A 16,704-nucleotide genomic window follows, 5' to 3' on the forward strand; every position below is an offset into this window, starting at 1 on the left:
GCTGACGATGCATCCGCCGGTCTCGGATATAAACGCGTGATATCAAGGTATTAATCCCTCGCTAACCCTTGGCACGAACCTTGCGAGTCCTGTTCCAACCAGAAGCATCCGCGTTGGAGCAGGCTCATGCAGCGCCGCGATTTCCTGAAATCCGTGTCCGGATTGGCCCTCGGCGCGGCGCTACCGGCCGCCCCCCACATCATCTCCCCGGCCCATGCCGATGCGCGCTCGGAGACGCTGCTGATCGTCTCGGAGGGCGGCCCCAACAATCTCGACATCCACGGCGTCGGCACCAACGTGCCGGGCTACGAGGTGTCCTGGAATTGCTACGACCGCCTGATCAGCCATGAGATGAAGACCGGTCCCGGCGGCGTGCCCTATTACGACCGCGACAAGTTCAAGGGCGAATTGGCCGAAGACTTCAGGATCGACGACATGTCGGTCACGTTCAAGCTGCGCAAGAATGCGAAATTCCACGATGGCGCGCCGGTGACTGCCAAGGACGTGAAATGGTCGCTCGACCGCGCGGTCAGCGTCGGCGGCTTCCCGACCTTCCAGATGAGCGCGGGATCGCTGACCAAGCCCGAGCAGTTCGTCGTGATCGACGACTATACCGTGCGCGTCGACTTCCTGAAGAAGGACAGGCTGACGGTCCCCGATCTCGCCGTGATCGTGCCCTGCATCGTCAACTCCGAGCTGGTGAAGAAGAATTCAAGCGAGAAGGACCCCTGGGGTCTGGAGTTCACCAAGCAGCAGACCGCGGGCTCCGGCGCCTACAAGGTGACGAAGTGGACCGCCGGCACCGAAGTGATCATGGAGCGCAACGACGACTGGGTGTGCGGTCCGCTGCCGAAGATCAAGCGCGTGATCTGGCGCATGGTGCCCCAGGCCGGCAACCGCCGCGCGCTCCTGGAGCGCGGCGACGCCGACATTTCCTACGAACTTCCGAACAAGGATTTTCAGGAGATGAAGGCCAACGGCAAGCTCAACGTGGTGTCGCTGCCGTTCTCCAACGGCATCCAATATATCGGCATGAACGTCACCAGGCCGCCGTTCGACAATCCCAAGGTCCGTCAGGCCGTCGCCTATGCGCTGCCCTACCAGAAGATCATGGACGCCGTGATGTTCGGGCTGGCGAATCCGATGTTCGGTGCCGCGAAGGACAAGCCGACCGAAGTCGCCTGGCCGCAGCCGCACAAATACAACACCGACATCGAGAAGGCGAAGGCGCTGATGGCGGAAGCAGGCCTCGCCGGCGGCTTCGAGACCACGATCTCGTTCGACCTGAATTTCGCCGGTGTCAACGAGCCGCTCTGCGTGCTGGTGCAGGAGAGCCTCGCCCAGATCGGCATCAAGACCATCATCAACAAGGTGCCGGGCGCCAACTGGCGTACCGAGCTCAACAAGAAGGAGATGCCGCTCTTCACCAACGTGTTCTCGGGCTGGCTCGATTACCCCGAATACTTCTTCTACTGGTGCTATCACGGCAACAATTCCGTCTTCAACACCATGAGCTACAAGTCGGCGGAGATGGACAGGCTGATCGACGGCGCGCGCACCGCTGCCGCCAGCGGCGACACAGCCGCCTACGATGCCGACGTCAAGGGTTTCGTTGACCTCGCCTACACCGACATCCCGCGCATCCCGCTGTACCAGCCCTTCGTCAACGTCGCGATGCAGAAGAACATCAGCGGCTACCAGTACTGGTTTCACCGCAGACTGGACTATCGCGCGATGGCGAAGGGGTGAGTGGCGACTAGCGAATAGGGGGTAGCGAATGCGGATTGTCGGCCATGAGTAAGCCATTCGCCACTCGCTATTCACCATTCGCGCGAGCGGAGCGAGCCCCATGCTCACCATGATCGGCAAGCGCCTGATGTTTGCGATTCCCTCGCTGATCGGCGTCGTCATCGTCACCTTCCTGCTGACGCGCGCGCTGCCGGGTGATCCCGCCGCTTATTTTGCCGGTCCCGCAGCGACCAAGGAAGCCGTCGAGCAGATTCGCAAAAAGCTCGGCCTCGACAAGCCGTTGATCGAGCAGTTCTTCCGCTACACCAACGATCTCGCCCATGGCGATTTCGGCAACTCGCTGACGACGGGGCAGCCGGTCGCAGCCGAAATTCGCAACCGCCTGCCGGCCTCCGCCGAGCTGACGCTGCTCGGCCTGATCGTTTCCGTCGCGATCGCCATTCCGCTCGGCGTATTGGCCGCAACACGGCCGGGATCGTGGATCGACCATCTCTGCCGGGTGACGACGACAGCGGGCGTCTCGCTGCCGGTGTTCTTCACCGGTCTCGTGCTGGTCTATGTCTTCTACTTCCGGCTCGGCTGGTCGCCGGCACCCCTCGGCCGCTTGGACGTGTTCTACAGCGCACCGCCGACTGTCACCGGCTTCTATCTGGTCGACACCCTGATCGCCCGCGACTTCGAGGCGTTTCGCTCGGCGCTGGGCCAGCTCATCCTCCCTGCGACGACGCTCGCGATCTTCTCGCTGGCGCCGATCGCGCGCATGACGCGCGCCTCCATGCTCGCGGTGCTCGCATCCGAATTCGTTCGCACCGCGCGCGCCAGCGGCCTGGCACCGTCGACAGTCATCGTCACCTATGCCTTCCGCAATGCGATGCTTCCCGTCGTCACCACGCTCAGCATGGTGTTCTCGTTCCTGCTTGGCGCCAACGTGCTGGTGGAAAAGGTGTTCGCCTGGCCCGGCATCGGCTCCTACGCGGTGGAAGCGCTGATCTCGTCGGACTTCGCGCCGGTCCAGGGTTTCGTCCTCACCATGGCGGTCATGTACGTGCTGCTCAATCTCGTGATCGACATCTTGTACGGCGTGATCGATCCGCGCGTGCGGCTGGAGGGTTAGCGCATCATGATCGCGGTCGATGCGAGTCACGCGAGCGGTGCGCTCCCTCCCCCGCTTGCGGGGGAGGGTTGGCGAGACGGGAGAGGTGAAGCCAACTCCCGGCTCGCGACCCAAAGTCATGAAGCTCCAGGAGTGAAACAATGAGCTCCGTTGCGCCTGCTGTCGAACCCGTCGGCCCTGCGCGGACCTCGGGGCTTGGTGCCGTCCTCGAACAGACCCGCTACGTCCTGAGCGAGAACAAGGTCACGGGCTTCGCTTTCGCTCTGCTGATCCTGATCCTGATCGCCGCGATCTTCGGCCCCTCGGTGGTGCCCTACGATCCGCTGGCCTCCGACACCGCCGCGGCGCTGAAACCGCCATCGGCCGCGCACTGGTTCGGCACCGACCAGCTTGGCCGGGACATTTTCAGCCGTGTCGTGGTGGCGACGCGGCTCGATACGTTCATTGCGGTCGCTTCGGTCGTGCTGGTGTTTTTGATGGGCGGGCTCGCCGGCATCGCGGCCGGCTATTTCGGCGGCTGGACCGACCGCATCGTCGGCCGCATCGCCGATACCATCATGGCCTTCCCGCTGTTCGTGCTGGCCATGGGCATCGTTGCCGCGCTCGGCAACACGGTTCAGAACATCATCCTCGCGACCGCCATCGTGAACTTCCCGCTCTATGCCCGCGTCGCCCGCGCGGAGGCGAACGTCCGTCGCAATGCCGGTTTCGTGCAGGCGGCGCGCCTCTCCGGCAACGGCGAGTTCCGAGTTCTTCTGGTGCACATCCTGCCGAACATCATGCCGATCATGATCGTGCAGATGTCGCTGACCATGGGCTATGCCATCCTCAACGCCGCGGGTCTCTCCTTCATCGGCCTCGGTGTTCGCCCGCCGACCGCCGAATGGGGCATCATGGTCGCGGAAGGCGCGGGCTTCATGGTGTCAGGCGAGTGGTGGATCGCGCTGTTCCCCGGCCTTGCGCTGATGACCGCCGTGTTCTGCTTCAACCTCCTCGGCGACGGCCTGCGCGACATCGTCGACCCCCAGCGGAGGACGTGATGGTCTGGCAGAAATTCTCCAATGATTCCAACGTTCGTTCTACGGTGCATGGGGTTGTTTTCGATATCTTGAGCAACGTGAGCCGTCCATGACCGCCCAACCGCTGCTCGACGTCCAGGATCTCACCGTCGAATTCACCACCCGCCGCGGCATCGTCAAGGCCGTGCAGCACGTCAACATCTCCGTCGCCAAGGGGGAGACGCTCGCGATCGTCGGCGAATCAGGCTCCGGCAAGTCGGTGACGTCCTATGCGGTGATGCGCATCCTCGACCGCGCGGGGCGGATCGCCGAGGGCTCGGTGATGTTCTCGGGCATCGACGTCAAGGCGGCGAGCGAAGGCCAGATGCGCGATTTGCGCGGCCGCGAAGTCTCGATGATCTTCCAGAACCCGCGTGCCGCGTTGAACCCGATCCGCAAGGTCGGCGCTCAGATCGAGGATGTGCTGCGCACCCATGTGCAGCAGGCGATGGTTTCGGACCACGGCGAAAAGGCGATCGAGGCGCTGGAGCAGGTCAAGATCGCCCGGCCGCGCGAGCGCTATCACGCTTATCCGTTCGAGCTGTCAGGCGGCATGTGCCAGCGCGTCGTCATCGCGCTCGCGCTCGCCTGCAATCCGCAGCTCTTGATCGCGGACGAGCCGACGACGGGTCTCGACGTGACGACGCAGAAGGCGGTGATGGATTTGATCGTCGAGCTCACAAAGCGCCGCGCGATGTCGACCATCCTGATCACCCACGATCTCGGCCTCGCCGCCGCCTATTGCGACCGCGTGGTCGTCATGGAGAAGGGCCGAGTCGTCGAGACTGCCAAGGCCGCCGACATCTTCGCGAGCCCGCAGCACCCCTACACCAGGAAGCTGATGCGCGCGACGCCGCGGCTCGGCGTGAGCTTGCGGGATCTGCTGCCCGTGGAAGAGGGCGCGACTGTCATGCCCGGGCTCGACCCGGCCATCCATCACGCTTCGCAAGACTCATCTCGATCGATGGACCCCCCGGTCAAGCCCGGGGGTGACGAGACTCTCAAGCCCCTCCTGCTCATCGAAAAGCTCGTCAAGGAATATCCCCGCCAGGGCGCCACCGCGACGCTCGGAAAGCTGTTCGGCCGCAAGCCGCGCCTCGAGCCCGACATGTTCCGCGCGGTCGACGGGATCAGCTTCTCGATGCGCGCCGGCGAGAGCGTCGGCCTGGTCGGCGAATCCGGCTGCGGCAAATCGACCACGTCGATGATGGTGATGCGGCTGCTCGACCAGACCTCGGGCCTGATCCAGTTCGACGGTGAGGACATCTCCGGCATCGCGCCATCAGCCTTTGCCCGGCTGCCGCAGCGCAGCCGCATCCAGATGGTGTTCCAGGATCCGACCGACAGCCTCAACCCGCGCTTCACCGCGGCGCGCGCCATCGCGGACCCCATCATGCAACTCGGCGACAGCAGGGGCCGCGATGCGCTTCGTGCTCGCTGCGAGGAGCTTGCGACCATGGTCGGCCTGCCGCACGATCTGCTGGATCGCTTCCCACACCAGCTCTCCGGCGGCCAGAAGGCCCGCGTCGGCATCGCCCGCGCGATCGCGCTGCATCCCAAGCTGGTCATCCTGGACGAGCCGACCGCGGCCCTGGACGTCTCGGTGCAGGCGGTTGTCCTGAACCTGCTTCAGGATCTCAAAGCGCGGCTAGGTATGAGCTATCTGTTCGTCTCTCATGATTTGAATGTAGTGCGCTTGTTGTGCGATCGTGTCATTGTGATGCGGGCGGGGCGGATCGTCGAGCAAGGCGCTTCCGAGAAGGTCTTGAGCGATCCGCAGGATGACTACACCAAGGAGCTGCTGACGGCGATCCCGCATCCGCCGTTGCCGGTGCACTGATTGTTTGGGAGCGTGATGGCCGAGCCGCTGGACGACTATATCGACGCCGTATCGAAAGCGCTGGCGCTGCCGGTGGAAGAGGCCTGGCGGCCCGCTGTGCGTGCCAATCTCGAAGTGTCGCTGCGGCTTGGTCGCCTGGTCGACGAATTCGCGCTGCCGGACGAGACCGAGCCCGCGCCTATCTTCACGGCCTGATGCTGCCATGACCACCAATCCACAGATGACGGCCGCGGGAATCGCAAGTTCGGTCGCCGGCGGCAAGATGACCGCGCTCGACGCCACTGAAGCCGCTCTTGCGCGCATCAAGCAGCACGACACTACCCTCAACTCCTTCACCGACGTCACCGCCGATCGCGCCCGTGCGAAAGCACGCGCCATCGACGCCGACATTGCGGCCGGCAAGACAGTCGGCCCGCTCGCCGGCGTCCCCTTCGCCGTGAAGAATCTGTTCGACGTCGCGGGCCTGCCCACGCGAGCCGGCTCGAAGATCAACCGCGACCTCGCGCCGGCGACACGCGATGCCGCGCTGATCGAGCGCATGGAAGCCGCCGGCGCCGTTCTCGTCGGCGCGCTCAACATGGGCGAATATGCCTATGACTTCACCGGCGAGAACATCCACGACGGTCCCTCGCGCAATCCGCATGACACCACGCGGATGAGCGGCGGCTCCTCCGGCGGTTCGGGTAGCGCGGTCGGCGGCGCGCTGGTGCCGATCGCGCTCGGTTCGGACACCAATGGCTCGATCCGCGTGCCGTCGTCTTTCTGCGGCATCTTTGGCCTGAAGCCGACTTATGGCCGCCTGTCGCGGGCGCGCTCGTTCCCGTTCGTGGCGAGCCTCGATCATCTCGGCCCGTTCGCACGCGATGTCACCGATCTCGCGCTTGCCTATGATGCGATGCAGGGCCCGGATGCGGACGATGACGCCTGCACCACGCGTGGTTTGGAGCCGACATTGCCGCTGCTTGCCAATCCGATCTCGGATTTACGCATCGCAATCGCCGGCGGATACTTCCAGAAGAATGTATTTCCGGAAGCCGTCGAAGCCGTCAGCCGCGTTGCCAAAGCGCTTGGCGCGACAGAGGTCGTGGACGTGCCCGAAGCCGCGCGTGCCCGGGCCGCGGCCTATGTCATCACCACCACCGAGGGCGCCTCGCTGCATCTCGATCGCCTGCGCAAGCGTCCCAACGATTTCGATCCGGCCGTGCGTGACCGCCTGATCGCCGGCGCGATGGTGCCCGCGCCGCTGGTCGATCGCGCGCAAAAATTCCGTCGCTGGTATCGCGCGCAATTCGCGGAGATTTTCAGATCCGTCGACGTGCTGATCGCACCGGCCACACCCTGCACCGCGCCGAAGCTTGGTCAGGTCAATTTCAATCTGGACGGCGTCGAACTGCCAGTGCGCGCCAATATCGGCATCCATACCCAGCCGATCTCGTTCATCGGCCTGCCCGTGGTTGCGGTGCCGGTGCCGCTCGAGCCATTGCCGATCGGCGTGCAGATCATCTGTGCGCCCTGGCGCGAGGACATTGCGCTCCGCGTCGCGTACGCATTGGAGAAGATGGGTGTCGTCGCAGCGCCCGACCCAAGAGGAATTTGAGATGGAGATCGATCTCCCCGACGTGATCGCGGAAGTCAAAGCCGCATTCGAGCGCTATGAGCAGGCCCTCGTCAGCAACGACGTTGTCGTGCTCGGCGAACTCTTCCGCAATGATCCTCGTACGCTGCGCTACGGCATCGGCGAGAACCTCTACGGCTATGAGGCGATCTCCGGCTTCCGCGCCGGCCGCTCGCCGGTTGGTCTCAACCGTCGCACCGCCAAGACGGTGATCTCGAGCTATGGCCGCGACACGGCGGTCGCCTCCACCCTGTTCTATCGCGACACGGCTCCCGGCAAGGTCGGGCGGCAGATGCAGACCTGGATTCGTTTCCCTGAGGGCTGGCGCGTCGTCGCTGCCCATGTCAGCATCATCGACGAGTCGAAAGAGACCTGACCGTATGACGCTTGACGATTTTCCGCCCGGGATACTGCCGGCCGAACCGGTGGTGCCGCGGGTCGACCGGGCCTCGCCATCGGTGCTGAAGGTCACGCGCGCCGAAGAAATCCGCCTCCAGCTTGCCGACGAGATCGTGCGCGGAACCTTGGCACCGGGCGCGCCGCTGGACGAAACCGACATCGCGCGACGCTTCAGCGTCTCGCGCACGCCGGTGCGCGAAGCCTTGCGTCAGCTGGTCGCAAGCGGCCTGGTCGAGGCGCGGCCGCATCGCGGCGCGGTCGTCGCGCAACCCTCGATCGAGCGGCTGACGAGCATGTTCGACGCGATGGCCGAGCTGGAGGCACTGTGTGCCGGCCTCGCCGCGGAGCGCATGTCGGCCGCCGAGCGTCACGGCCTGGAGGCCATCCACGAAGAGCTGCGCGTTCTCAGCTACGCCGGCAATCCCGACCGCTTTCACGAGGTCAACGAGCGTTTCCACAACGCGATCTATGCCGGATCGCAGAACGGCTATATCGCCGAGATCACGCTGGCGACGCGAGTTCGGGTGCAGCCGTTCCGCCGCGCCCAGTTCCGCAATCTCGGCCGATTGGCAAAATCTCAAGCCGAGCACGACCGTGTCGTCGTCGCCATCATGCGCGGCGACAAGCAGGGCGCCGCCGCCGCGATGCGCGCCCATATCGAACTCGTGCGCGGGGAGTACGAGATTTACGCAGTGTCGGTGTAGGCTCTACGCCGTCGCGGCCTCCGCCATGAACTTCCGCCATCCCCCAAACGCGGTGATATCCCGCGCCTCGCCCAATACCTCCGGCTCGACGAGAAACCCCTTGACGGTGCGGCCATCCGCCAGCCTGATCGTACCGATCGCCATCGGCGCGGGAATCGCGTTGACGAACTTGCCGAACGCGGACGGTGACAGCGACCAGATCTCCAGCTCGATCGATGCGCCTTTTCCAGCCCCGACGCGCAGCATGCCGGGCTTCGGCGGCGTGGTCTCGAGTGCGTAGAGCTTGTAGTCCGGCGCAGTCTCCGACGCCTCGACAAGCTTTGCATTCAGCGCCTTCAGTTCGCCGTTGAGCGCCATGCCGGAGAGATGCGCGCCGACCACCGCAATCGGAATCCCGTCGTCGCTACCACCCGGCAAAGGGGCGAGCGGCGCTTGCGCCGCGCCCTTCGCGCCAACCGTCAGCTTCGTATCCGCATGGAACACGCGGCCGATGCTCGCAAGCAGCGCATCGCATCCGGCCGGCGCGAGCAGCGTGATCCCGAACGGAATGCCGTCCGCACGCATTGCGGCCGGCACGGCGAGACCGCAGAGGTCGAGCAGATTGACAAAATTGGTGTAGGTGCCGAGCCGGCTGTTGAGCTCGATCGGATTGGCCAGCACCTGCGCGGTCGTGTAGGGCGTCGGCGCCGTCGGCAGCACCAGCGCGTCGATGTTTGCAAACGTGCGCTCGGCGATCTTGCGTAGGCCCTGCAGGCGGTAGAGCGCGGAGAAAGTGTCCGCTGCCGTGAGCCGCGCGCCGGCGGCAGTGATCTCTCGTGTCACTGGATGAATAGCATCGGGTGCCGAAGCCAGCAGATTCTTGATCACGAGATACCGCTCGGCAACCCAGGGCCCCTCATAGAGCAGCCGTGCCGTCTCGTAGAACGGCTCGAGATCGAATTCGACCAGCGCGGCACCGAGAGCCGTCCAGCGCTTGAGGGCTTCGCCGTAAGCAGCTTCCGATTTCGTGTCGCCGAAGAAGATCAACTGCCCATTCCGCGGCACGCCCAGCCGCAAATTCGCTGGAAAGCGTGTGAGCGCCTGAAGCGGCCGGTCGCGCGAGAACGGATCGGCCTGGTCAGGTCCGGCCATGACCGACAGCGCGAGCGCCGCGTCATCCACCGTCAGCGCGAACACCGAGATGCAGTCCAGCGTTCGGCAGGCCGGCACCAGGCCAGCAGTCGAGATCATGCCGAGGCTCGGCTTCAGTCCGACGATGTTGTTGAACATCGCCGGCACGCGCCCGCTGCCGGCCGTGTCGGTGCCAAGCGCCAGCGGCACGAGCCCTGCGCCGACCGCGACCGCCGAGCCTGAGCTCGATCCGCCGGGAATCAGATCCTCGCGGATCGAATTCCTGGGAATGCCGTAGGGTGATCGCACGCCGACGAGGCCGGTTGCGAACTGGTCCAGATTGGTCTTGCCGATGATGATCGCGCCCGCTGCCCGCAGCCGCTCTACGGCGGTCGAGTCCTGCGCCGGCGTGTAAGAGAACGCCGGGCAGGCCGCCGTGGTCGGAAATCCCAGCGCGTCGATGTTGTCCTTCACCGCGACCGGCACGCCGTAGAGCGGCAAGCTGGCGGGGTCCTCGGCGGCAAGCTTTTCGGCTTCCGCGATCGCGTCCTTCTCGTCGCGCAGGCTGATGAAAACAGCGGGATCGTTGTGGTCGCGGATGCGCTGATAGGTTCGCGCGATCGTCTGCGCCGGCGTGATGGTGCCCGCGCGATGCGCGGCCACGATCGCGGCGATCGTTTCAGGCTGTTCAGCCCCCATGGCGACAAAACTCCGGCAACTGGTCTCACCCGGATTGAAGCAAGCGATGTGCCATTGTGTACATTATCCGGGCGGTGCAGTCGTTCCAGATATCGTCGTGAGATCATAGGCTTGACGGATGGGCTGATGCGCGGGAAGCCGTCCCGCAAACGCCCTATGCAGGGCACTTGCGCAAATATTGGGCAGTCCCGATCAGGTGAAGCCAGCAAGCATCTGAAGCAGCCGCTCCCGGTTCGCCTTGCCGATCTTCTCCTCGACGTGCCGCTCGTGCTCGGCGGCGAGCCGCTTCAATGTGGCCAGCGCCGCGTTGCCCTGCGCTGTGAGGTGGAGCGCGTGGGAGCGCCGATCTGATTTCGACTTGATTCGCTTCAACAGCTTGCGTTCCTCGAGGCCGTCGAGCAGACGGACCAGCCGAGCGCGCTCGATACCAAGCCGGTTGGCCACCGCCATCTGCGACAGGCCGGGATTGGCGCCGACAACGGTGAGCACCGAGTACTGCGTCGGCCGGATGCCGGCGTCGCCGAGCGTCTTGATGAAATCCTGAAAGATCCAGATCTGGAAGCGCCGCACCGCATAACCGGCATGGCCGACCAATGCATCGAGGCCGATCCCGTCCGCGTCGATCGGCCGCGCCGCGCCGTAGCCGCCGCGTTTGCGGAGAGAAGTCCGGGTTGCGCTGGCTGTCACATCGCGTCTCCTGCCACGCCACCTTAGCGCTCCGGCGGCTTCAGTGGAAGATTGTTGTTGACGACAACAATTGTCATGCTCAACCTTGTGGCCAAGGCAGCCCGAAACGAGGCTGTGACCGATCCCTGACAGGGGCGAGGAGGAAACCATGACGTCAGCCCCACCCGGTGATCCTTCGAGCCTGTTCGCAGCGTCAAAAACGGTCGCCGCGCATCGCGCCGACGGCAGCATCGTGCTGCGCTCGCCGGAGCCCCTGCGCGAGAGCGCGCGCTGCATCGGCGACTGGCTGGAGCATTTTGCGCGGCAGACGCCGGACAAGATTTTTCTCGCCGAGCGCGACAGCGGCGAGACGCCCTGGGCCACCGTGACTTACGCGGGGGCCCTGCGGCGGGTGCGTGCGGTGGCGTCGTGGATCCTGGCGCAAGGGCTCAGCGCCCAGCGCCCCGTCGTCATTCTCTCCGACAATAGCATCGATCACGCGCTGCTGGCGCTCGCCGCCCAGCATGTCGGCGTGCCCTCGGCCGCGATCTCGCCGGCCTATTCGCTGATGTCGAAAGATTTCGACAAGCTGAAAAGCATGATCTCGCTGCTTGAGCCCGGCGCGATCTATGTTTCCGGCACCAAGCCGTTTGCGGCGGCACTCGCTGCGATAAAACCGCTGCACAAGGCACAGATTATCAGCGGCGTCGCCGGCGATGCCGATGCGCTTGCGTTCCGCGTCATCGCGGCAACGGCCGAGACGCCCGAGGTCGCAGAGGCCTTTGCGGCGGTGACGCCTGATACAATCGCAAAATTCCTGTTCACCTCGGGCTCAACAGGCACGCCGAAGGCGGTCATCAACACGCAGCGCATGCTGACCTCGAGCCAGCAGGCAAAGGCACAGACCTGGACATTTCTTGGACAGAGCGGCGACGATCTCGTCATCCTCGACTGGCTGCCCTGGAGCCACACCTTCGGGGCCAACCACAATTTCAATCTCGTGCTGCGCAATGGCGGCTCGCTCTACATCGATGGCGGCAAGCCCGCCCCCGGCCTCTTTGCGACATCGCTCGCCAATCTGAAAAGCGTGATGCCGACGGTCTATTTCAACGTGCCGCGCGGTTTCGATATGCTGATCGCGGCGCTGCGCGACGACGAAGAACTGCGCCGTCGTTTCTTCAGCGAGGTGAAATTCGCCTTCTACGCCGGCGCCGCACTGCCGCAGAATCTCTGGGATGCGCTGGAAGAGCTGTCGATCAAAACCATCGGTCATGCCATGCCGATGGTTTCGGCCTGGGGTTCGACCGAGACCTCGCCGCTGGCGACCGACTGCCATTTTCTCGCGGAGCGCTCCGGCAACATCGGCGTGCCCATACCCGGCACGGAATTGAAGCTCACCGCCTCGGGTGGCAAGCTGGAGGTGCGGGTGCGCGGGTCCCAATGTCACACCCGGCTATTGGAAGGCGCCGGAGTTGACCAGGCAGGCCTTTGACGAAGAGGGTTTTTATATCATCGGCGACGCCGTGAAGTTCGCCGACGCCGAGCGGCCGGAGCGCGGCCTGTTCTTCGACGGGCGCGTCGCGGAAGACTTCAAGCTCAATTCCGGCACTTGGGTCAGCGTCGGCACGCTGCGCGTCGCCGGCATCGCAGCGCTTGCGCCGCTCGCACAAGATATCGTTGTGACCGGCCATGGCGGCGATGAGGTGCGGTTTCTGGTGTTCCCGAACGTCGTCGCCTGCCGTGCGCGTGCCGGCCTGCCTGTCTCGGCAAGCGTGAGCGATGTGCTTGCGCATGACAAGGTGCGGTCCGCGATTGCACAGGGTCTGGCAAGACTGAAGCAGCAGGGCACCAATTCCTCCGGCCACGCCACGCGCGCGCTGCTGCTCGCCGAGCCGCCGTCGGTGGATGGTGGCGAGATCACCGACAAGGGCTACGTCAACCAGCGCGCCGTGCTGACGCGGCGGGCGGAAGTGGTGGCGCGGCTGAATGATGATGCATCGGTGGAGTGGATTGGCTGCGCTGCCTGAGTGTGGATCGGCTGCACCGCCTGAGTTCATCGCATGGTATTGCTCTCTCGTGCCCCGGCTCTGCGCAGCAGCGTTGCACGCTGCAGCGCGTCCGCGGGACACGCGGCCCCAAATATGCCAGCCATTCTGCCGCAATATCTCGCAGGATTCTTTTGTTGCCTAAGCAACTAATTTGTGCGAACCGTTTCGGTCAGGAATGACGGCGGACAAACCGCCGCGACGGATCGGAGGAGACGATGCTCGGCAGAAAGCGTGCTGCGGGCAAATGCCGCCGGATGTCTGGAAGTGATGCCGGATCGCGCCTGTCGCGGATTCCGTCAGGCGTCGCTGCTGCCCGTCACCGCGCCGAGATTTTCGTGCAGCCGGCGCAGCAGGTCGATCAATACCTCGCGCTCGTCCTTGTTCAGGCAAGACAACAACCGGCGTTCGCGCTCGAAGGCGGCGGCGATCACCTTGTCATGGGTGGTCCGGCCCTTCGCCGTCAACGAGATCGAATGGGTGCGGCCGTCGTTCGGATCGGGCCGGATCGACACATGGCCGCGCTTCTCGAGGCCGGCCAGGGTCCGGCTCACCGGGCCCTTGTCGAAGCCGATGACGTGGCAGATGCGCGAAGCGGGAATACCGGGCTCGATCGCCAGCAGCGACATGATCCGCCATTCCGTGACGTTGACGCCGAACTGCCGCTGGTAGAGCGCGGTCGCGCTGTTCGAAAGCTTGTTGGCAATGAAGGTGATGAAGGCCGGAACGTACCGATCGAGATCGAGCGTCGGCCCGACGTCGGCGGGCGCAGGCTTTTGGCGGAATCGGGTCGAAGGCGGCATGTCGGGTTCTGTCTCGCGGCGCTGCTCATGACCTAAGTGCAAGCGCCGCCCTTTCACAAGATCAAAATGAGAGAGAACACTTATGAGCCCACCCGCCTCGACCGCATCAGGCGTCCCGCATCTCGACGTCGATCCCTTCGACATGAACTTTTTTGCCGACCCCTATCCCACACATGAGTTGCTGCGCGAGACCGCGCCCGTCGTCTATCTCGACAAATGGAAGCTCCATGGCGTGGCGCGCTATGCCGAGGTCCATGCCGTGCTGAACGATCCCGCGACGTTCTGCTCGAGCCGCGGCGTCGGCCTGAGCGACTTCAAGAAGGAGGCGCCGTGGCGACCGCCGAGCCTGATCCTCGAGGCCGATCCACCCGAGCACACCCGCACCCGGGCCGTGTTGTCAAAGGTGCTGTCGCCGACGGTGATGAAGGGACTGCGCGACCGCTTTGCCGCGGCGGCCGAGAAGCGCGTGGACGTGCTCCTTGAAAAACGCAGCTTCGATGCGATCGCAGATCTCGCCGAGGCCTATCCACTCGCGATCTTCCCCGATGCGCTCGGTCTGAAGCCTGAGGGGCGCGAGCATCTCATTCCCTATGCGAGCCTGGTGTTCAACGCCTTCGGTCCGCCGAACCGGCTGCGCCAGGGCGCGATCGCGCGCTCGGCGCCGCACCAGGCTTACGTCACCGACCAGTGCCAGCGCGACAACCTGACGCCGGGCGGCATCGGCGCCTGCATTCATGCCCATGTCGACGAGGGCGCGATCACGGCCAGTGAAGCGCCGCTGCTGGTGCGCTCGCTCTTATCGGCCGGCCTCGACACGACCGTCAACGGCATCGGCGCCGCGGTCTATTGCCTCGCGCGCTTCCCCGATCAGTGGCAGCGCCTTCGCGGCGATCTCACGCTTGCGCGCAATGCATTCGAGGAGGCCGTGCGGTTCGAAAGCCCGGTGCAGACCTTCTTCCGTACCACGACGCGTAAGGTCGAACTGTCAGGTGCGAGCATCGGCGAAGGCGAGAAGGTTCTGATGTTCCTCGCCGCCGCCAACCGCGATCCCAGGCGTTGGGACAAGCCTGACAGTTATGACATCACGCGGCGCACCTCCGGCCATGTCGGCTACGGCTCCGGCATTCATATGTGCGTGGGCCAGCTCGTGGCGAGGCTCGAAGGCGAGACGATGCTCTCGGCGCTGGCCCGCCGTATCGCCAGGATCGAGATCACGGGCGAACCGAAGCGCCGCTTCAACAACACGCTGCGCGGGCTCGACAGCCTGCCGGTGACGATCACGCCCGCCTGACACGGCGGGCGACGCGATTGCAATTGCGGGCGCTGATCATGCCCTCGCGGCATTACCTCCGCAGCATCCGCAATTCCCCGCGCCGTCGACACAAACTCGCTGGCATCATCACCGGGATTCCTCGGACTCTCCACGCTCTTGATCTGCAAGTGATAGCCTCCGGCGCAATGTTTTTGATCGGGGCCTTGACGTCTAGCCCACCACCTTGCTGCTCCCTTGCGTGATCAGCCGCGCCGCGCGTTGGTCGCGGGCGTAAATCCACAGCCAGCTCAGCGCGACGCTGAGCCGATGACGCAGGCCGATCAGGAAGTAGATGTGGGCGATGCCCCAGATCCACCATGCGATGGCGCCGCGCAATTTGACCTTGCCGAAATCGATCACGGCGAGCCGCTTGCCGATCTGGGCGAGGCTGCCGGCGTGCTTGTAGCGGAACGCACCCTTGCTCTCGCCGCGCAGGCGGGCCTTGATCGTTTCGGCGACATGCTTGCCCTGCTGCTTGGCAGCCGGCGCGATCCCGGGCACCGGCTTGCCCTCCCAGGCATTGATGTTGATGGTGTCGCCGATTGCAAATATCTCGGGGTGGCCGGGGATGGTGAGATCGTTCTCGACCTGCGCGCGCCCGGCACGATCGGCCGGTGCGCCCAGCCATTCGGCGGCGGGTGAAGCGCGCACGCCGGCGGCCCAGATCCGCGTCTTCGCCTCAAGCAGCCTGCCGCCGAAGACGACGCCTTCACGGTTGATTTCGGTGACGGCCTGCCCGAGTACGACCTCGACACCGATCTTTTCGAGCGAGGCCTGGGCATAGGCGGAGAGGTCGTCGGGAAAGCCCGCGAGCACGCGGGGGCCAGCCTCGATCAGCACGACGCGGGCCTTGGTCGTATCGATGTTGCGAAAATCATCGGGCAGCGTGTGATGCGCCATCTCGGCGATGGTGCCCGCGAGCTCAACGCCTGTAGGACCGGCGCCGACGATGACAAAAGTCAGTCTCGCGGCGCGCTTCGCCGGATCGGTCTCGCGCTCGGCGCGCTCGAACGCCACCAGGATGTGACGGCGCAGCGTGGTCGCGTCTTCCAGCGTCTTCAGTCCCGGTGCCCATGTCTCCCACTCATCATGGCCGAAATAGGCGTGACGCGCGCCGGTGGCGAGCACCAGGGTGTCGTAGGGCACCTCGCTGCCGTCGTCGATCAGCACGCAGCGCCTGTCGGCATCGACGCCGTTGACTGTGGCAAACAGCGTCGTCACCTCGCGCCTGTGGCGCATGAGATGGCGCACGGGCCAGGCGATCTCGCTGGGCGAAAGCGATGCGGTCGCGACCTGGTAAAGCAGCGGCTGAAACAGATGATGGTTGCGGCGGTCGATGAGCGTAATTTCGACCGGCGCGCCCGCAAGCCGGTAGGTCGTCTCCAGCCCGCCGAAGCCGGCACCGACGATGACGACGCGATGGGGAGTTGTGGCCATGATGCACCCTCGAATCTCGCTGCTCACTGTCCTGCATTTAAGTGCGGATTGGGTGCCGCGGTCCAATAGTCGTCATCAATCAGGGAATAGGGGCGAGGCATCGATCAGGCGCGGAAAAGCGCCGCAGCCTCGGAGTGGCGTTGGCCGAAGTGA

13 protein-coding genes and 1 pseudogene are annotated in these 16,704 nt (G+C 64.8%); 10 read left to right on the plus strand and 4 right to left on the minus strand.

The window, feature by feature from the left end; all coding sequences use genetic code 11:
* The first annotated feature begins 126 nt into the window (after positions 1-126).
* The 8 genes from ACVW16_RS19660 (at position 127) to ACVW16_RS19695 (ending at position 8,479) form a co-directional block, all read left to right on the plus strand.
* Positions 127-1,749: an ABC transporter substrate-binding protein gene (locus ACVW16_RS19660; RefSeq protein WP_456736606.1), complete on the plus strand. Its 1,623-nt coding sequence runs from the start codon at positions 127-129 to the stop codon at positions 1,747-1,749.
* A gap of 100 nt (positions 1,750-1,849) precedes the next feature.
* Entirely contained in the window at positions 1,850-2,863 is a 1,014-nt protein-coding gene (locus tag ACVW16_RS19665; protein ID WP_456736605.1) for an ABC transporter permease, read from the plus strand.
* Between the two features lie 140 nt (positions 2,864-3,003).
* Positions 3,004-3,903 carry an ABC transporter permease gene (locus tag ACVW16_RS19670; RefSeq protein ID WP_456700797.1) on the plus strand — a complete coding sequence of 300 codons (900 nt, stop codon included), beginning with the start codon at positions 3,004-3,006 and terminating at the stop codon, positions 3,901-3,903.
* A gap of 88 nt (positions 3,904-3,991) precedes the next feature.
* On the plus strand, positions 3,992-5,761 hold the full coding sequence (locus tag ACVW16_RS19675) for a dipeptide ABC transporter ATP-binding protein (RefSeq protein ID WP_456802392.1): 1,770 nt from the start codon (positions 3,992-3,994) through the stop codon (positions 5,759-5,761).
* Positions 5,762-5,776: 15 nt separating this feature from the next.
* A complete protein-coding gene (locus ACVW16_RS19680) occupies positions 5,777-5,956 on the plus strand; it encodes a DUF4089 domain-containing protein (RefSeq protein WP_128930863.1) in 180 nt (59 codons plus the stop codon).
* Positions 5,957-5,963: 7 nt separating this feature from the next.
* Positions 5,964-7,358: an AtzE family amidohydrolase gene (locus tag ACVW16_RS19685; protein ID WP_456736603.1), complete on the plus strand. Its 1,395-nt coding sequence runs from the start codon at positions 5,964-5,966 to the stop codon at positions 7,356-7,358.
* A gap of 1 nt (position 7,359) precedes the next feature.
* Positions 7,360-7,752, plus strand: a complete 393-nt coding sequence (hpxZ, locus tag ACVW16_RS19690; RefSeq protein WP_456700800.1) for an oxalurate catabolism protein HpxZ — start codon at positions 7,360-7,362, stop codon at positions 7,750-7,752.
* 4 nt (positions 7,753-7,756) lie between these two features.
* Positions 7,757-8,479 (plus strand): GntR family transcriptional regulator, encoded by a 723-nt coding sequence (locus ACVW16_RS19695; protein WP_456700801.1) that lies wholly within the window; start codon positions 7,757-7,759, stop codon positions 8,477-8,479.
* A 3-nt stretch (positions 8,480-8,482) separates the two neighbouring features.
* Here the strand turns inward: ACVW16_RS19695 and atzF are convergent, their stop codons facing one another.
* Both atzF and ACVW16_RS19705 read right to left on the minus strand, forming a co-directional pair.
* A complete protein-coding gene (gene atzF, locus ACVW16_RS19700; RefSeq protein ID WP_456736602.1) occupies positions 8,483-10,288 on the minus strand; it encodes an allophanate hydrolase in 1,806 nt (601 codons plus the stop codon).
* A 192-nt stretch (positions 10,289-10,480) separates the two neighbouring features.
* Positions 10,481-10,975 carry a MarR family winged helix-turn-helix transcriptional regulator gene (locus ACVW16_RS19705; RefSeq protein WP_456738250.1) on the minus strand — a complete coding sequence of 165 codons (495 nt, stop codon included), beginning with the start codon at positions 10,973-10,975 and terminating at the stop codon, positions 10,481-10,483.
* 148 nt (positions 10,976-11,123) lie between these two features.
* Here ACVW16_RS19705 and ACVW16_RS19710 point away from each other — a divergent pair.
* Positions 11,124-12,981: pseudogene (locus ACVW16_RS19710) on the plus strand (feruloyl-CoA synthase).
* Positions 12,982-13,298: 317 nt separating this feature from the next.
* On the opposite strand, the gene ACVW16_RS19715 reads toward ACVW16_RS19710, so the two are convergent.
* Positions 13,299-13,802 carry a MarR family winged helix-turn-helix transcriptional regulator gene (locus ACVW16_RS19715; protein WP_456736600.1) on the minus strand — a complete coding sequence of 168 codons (504 nt, stop codon included), beginning with the start codon at positions 13,800-13,802 and terminating at the stop codon, positions 13,299-13,301.
* An 82-nt stretch (positions 13,803-13,884) separates the two neighbouring features.
* Here ACVW16_RS19715 and ACVW16_RS19720 point away from each other — a divergent pair, with 82 nt between their 5' ends.
* The gene (locus tag ACVW16_RS19720) at positions 13,885-15,093 is read left to right on the plus strand and encodes a cytochrome P450 (RefSeq protein WP_456736599.1); all 1,209 of its coding nucleotides are present in this window, start codon (positions 13,885-13,887) and stop codon (positions 15,091-15,093) included.
* A gap of 192 nt (positions 15,094-15,285) precedes the next feature.
* Here ACVW16_RS19720 and ACVW16_RS19725 read toward each other — a convergent pair whose 3' ends face one another.
* Complete coding sequence (locus ACVW16_RS19725) at positions 15,286-16,551, minus strand: NAD(P)/FAD-dependent oxidoreductase (RefSeq protein WP_456736598.1); 1,266 nt, start codon at positions 16,549-16,551, stop codon at positions 15,286-15,288.
* Between the last annotated feature and the right edge of the window lie 153 nt (positions 16,552-16,704).

Source organism: Bradyrhizobium sp. USDA 4474 (assembly GCF_054057515.1).

Coding starts and splice junctions, on each gene's coding strand:
- ACVW16_RS19660 (WP_456736606.1), top strand. CDS start 127: ATGCAGCGCCGCGATTTCCTGAAATCCGTGTCCGGATTGGCCCTCGGC.
- ACVW16_RS19665 (WP_456736605.1), top strand. CDS start 1,850: ATGCTCACCATGATCGGCAAGCGCCTGATGTTTGCGATTCCCTCGCTG.
- ACVW16_RS19670 (WP_456700797.1), top strand. CDS start 3,004: ATGAGCTCCGTTGCGCCTGCTGTCGAACCCGTCGGCCCTGCGCGGACC.
- ACVW16_RS19675 (WP_456802392.1), top strand. CDS start 3,992: ATGACCGCCCAACCGCTGCTCGACGTCCAGGATCTCACCGTCGAATTC.
- ACVW16_RS19680 (WP_128930863.1), top strand. CDS start 5,777: ATGGCCGAGCCGCTGGACGACTATATCGACGCCGTATCGAAAGCGCTG.
- ACVW16_RS19685 (WP_456736603.1), top strand. CDS start 5,964: ATGACCACCAATCCACAGATGACGGCCGCGGGAATCGCAAGTTCGGTC.
- hpxZ (WP_456700800.1), top strand. CDS start 7,360: ATGGAGATCGATCTCCCCGACGTGATCGCGGAAGTCAAAGCCGCATTC.
- ACVW16_RS19695 (WP_456700801.1), top strand. CDS start 7,757: ATGACGCTTGACGATTTTCCGCCCGGGATACTGCCGGCCGAACCGGTG.
- atzF (WP_456736602.1), bottom strand. CDS start 10,288: ATGGGGGCTGAACAGCCTGAAACGATCGCCGCGATCGTGGCCGCGCAT.
- ACVW16_RS19715 (WP_456736600.1), bottom strand. CDS start 13,802: ATGCCGCCTTCGACCCGATTCCGCCAAAAGCCTGCGCCCGCCGACGTC.
- ACVW16_RS19720 (WP_456736599.1), top strand. CDS start 13,885: ATGAGCCCACCCGCCTCGACCGCATCAGGCGTCCCGCATCTCGACGTC.
- ACVW16_RS19725 (WP_456736598.1), bottom strand. CDS start 16,551: ATGGCCACAACTCCCCATCGCGTCGTCATCGTCGGTGCCGGCTTCGGC.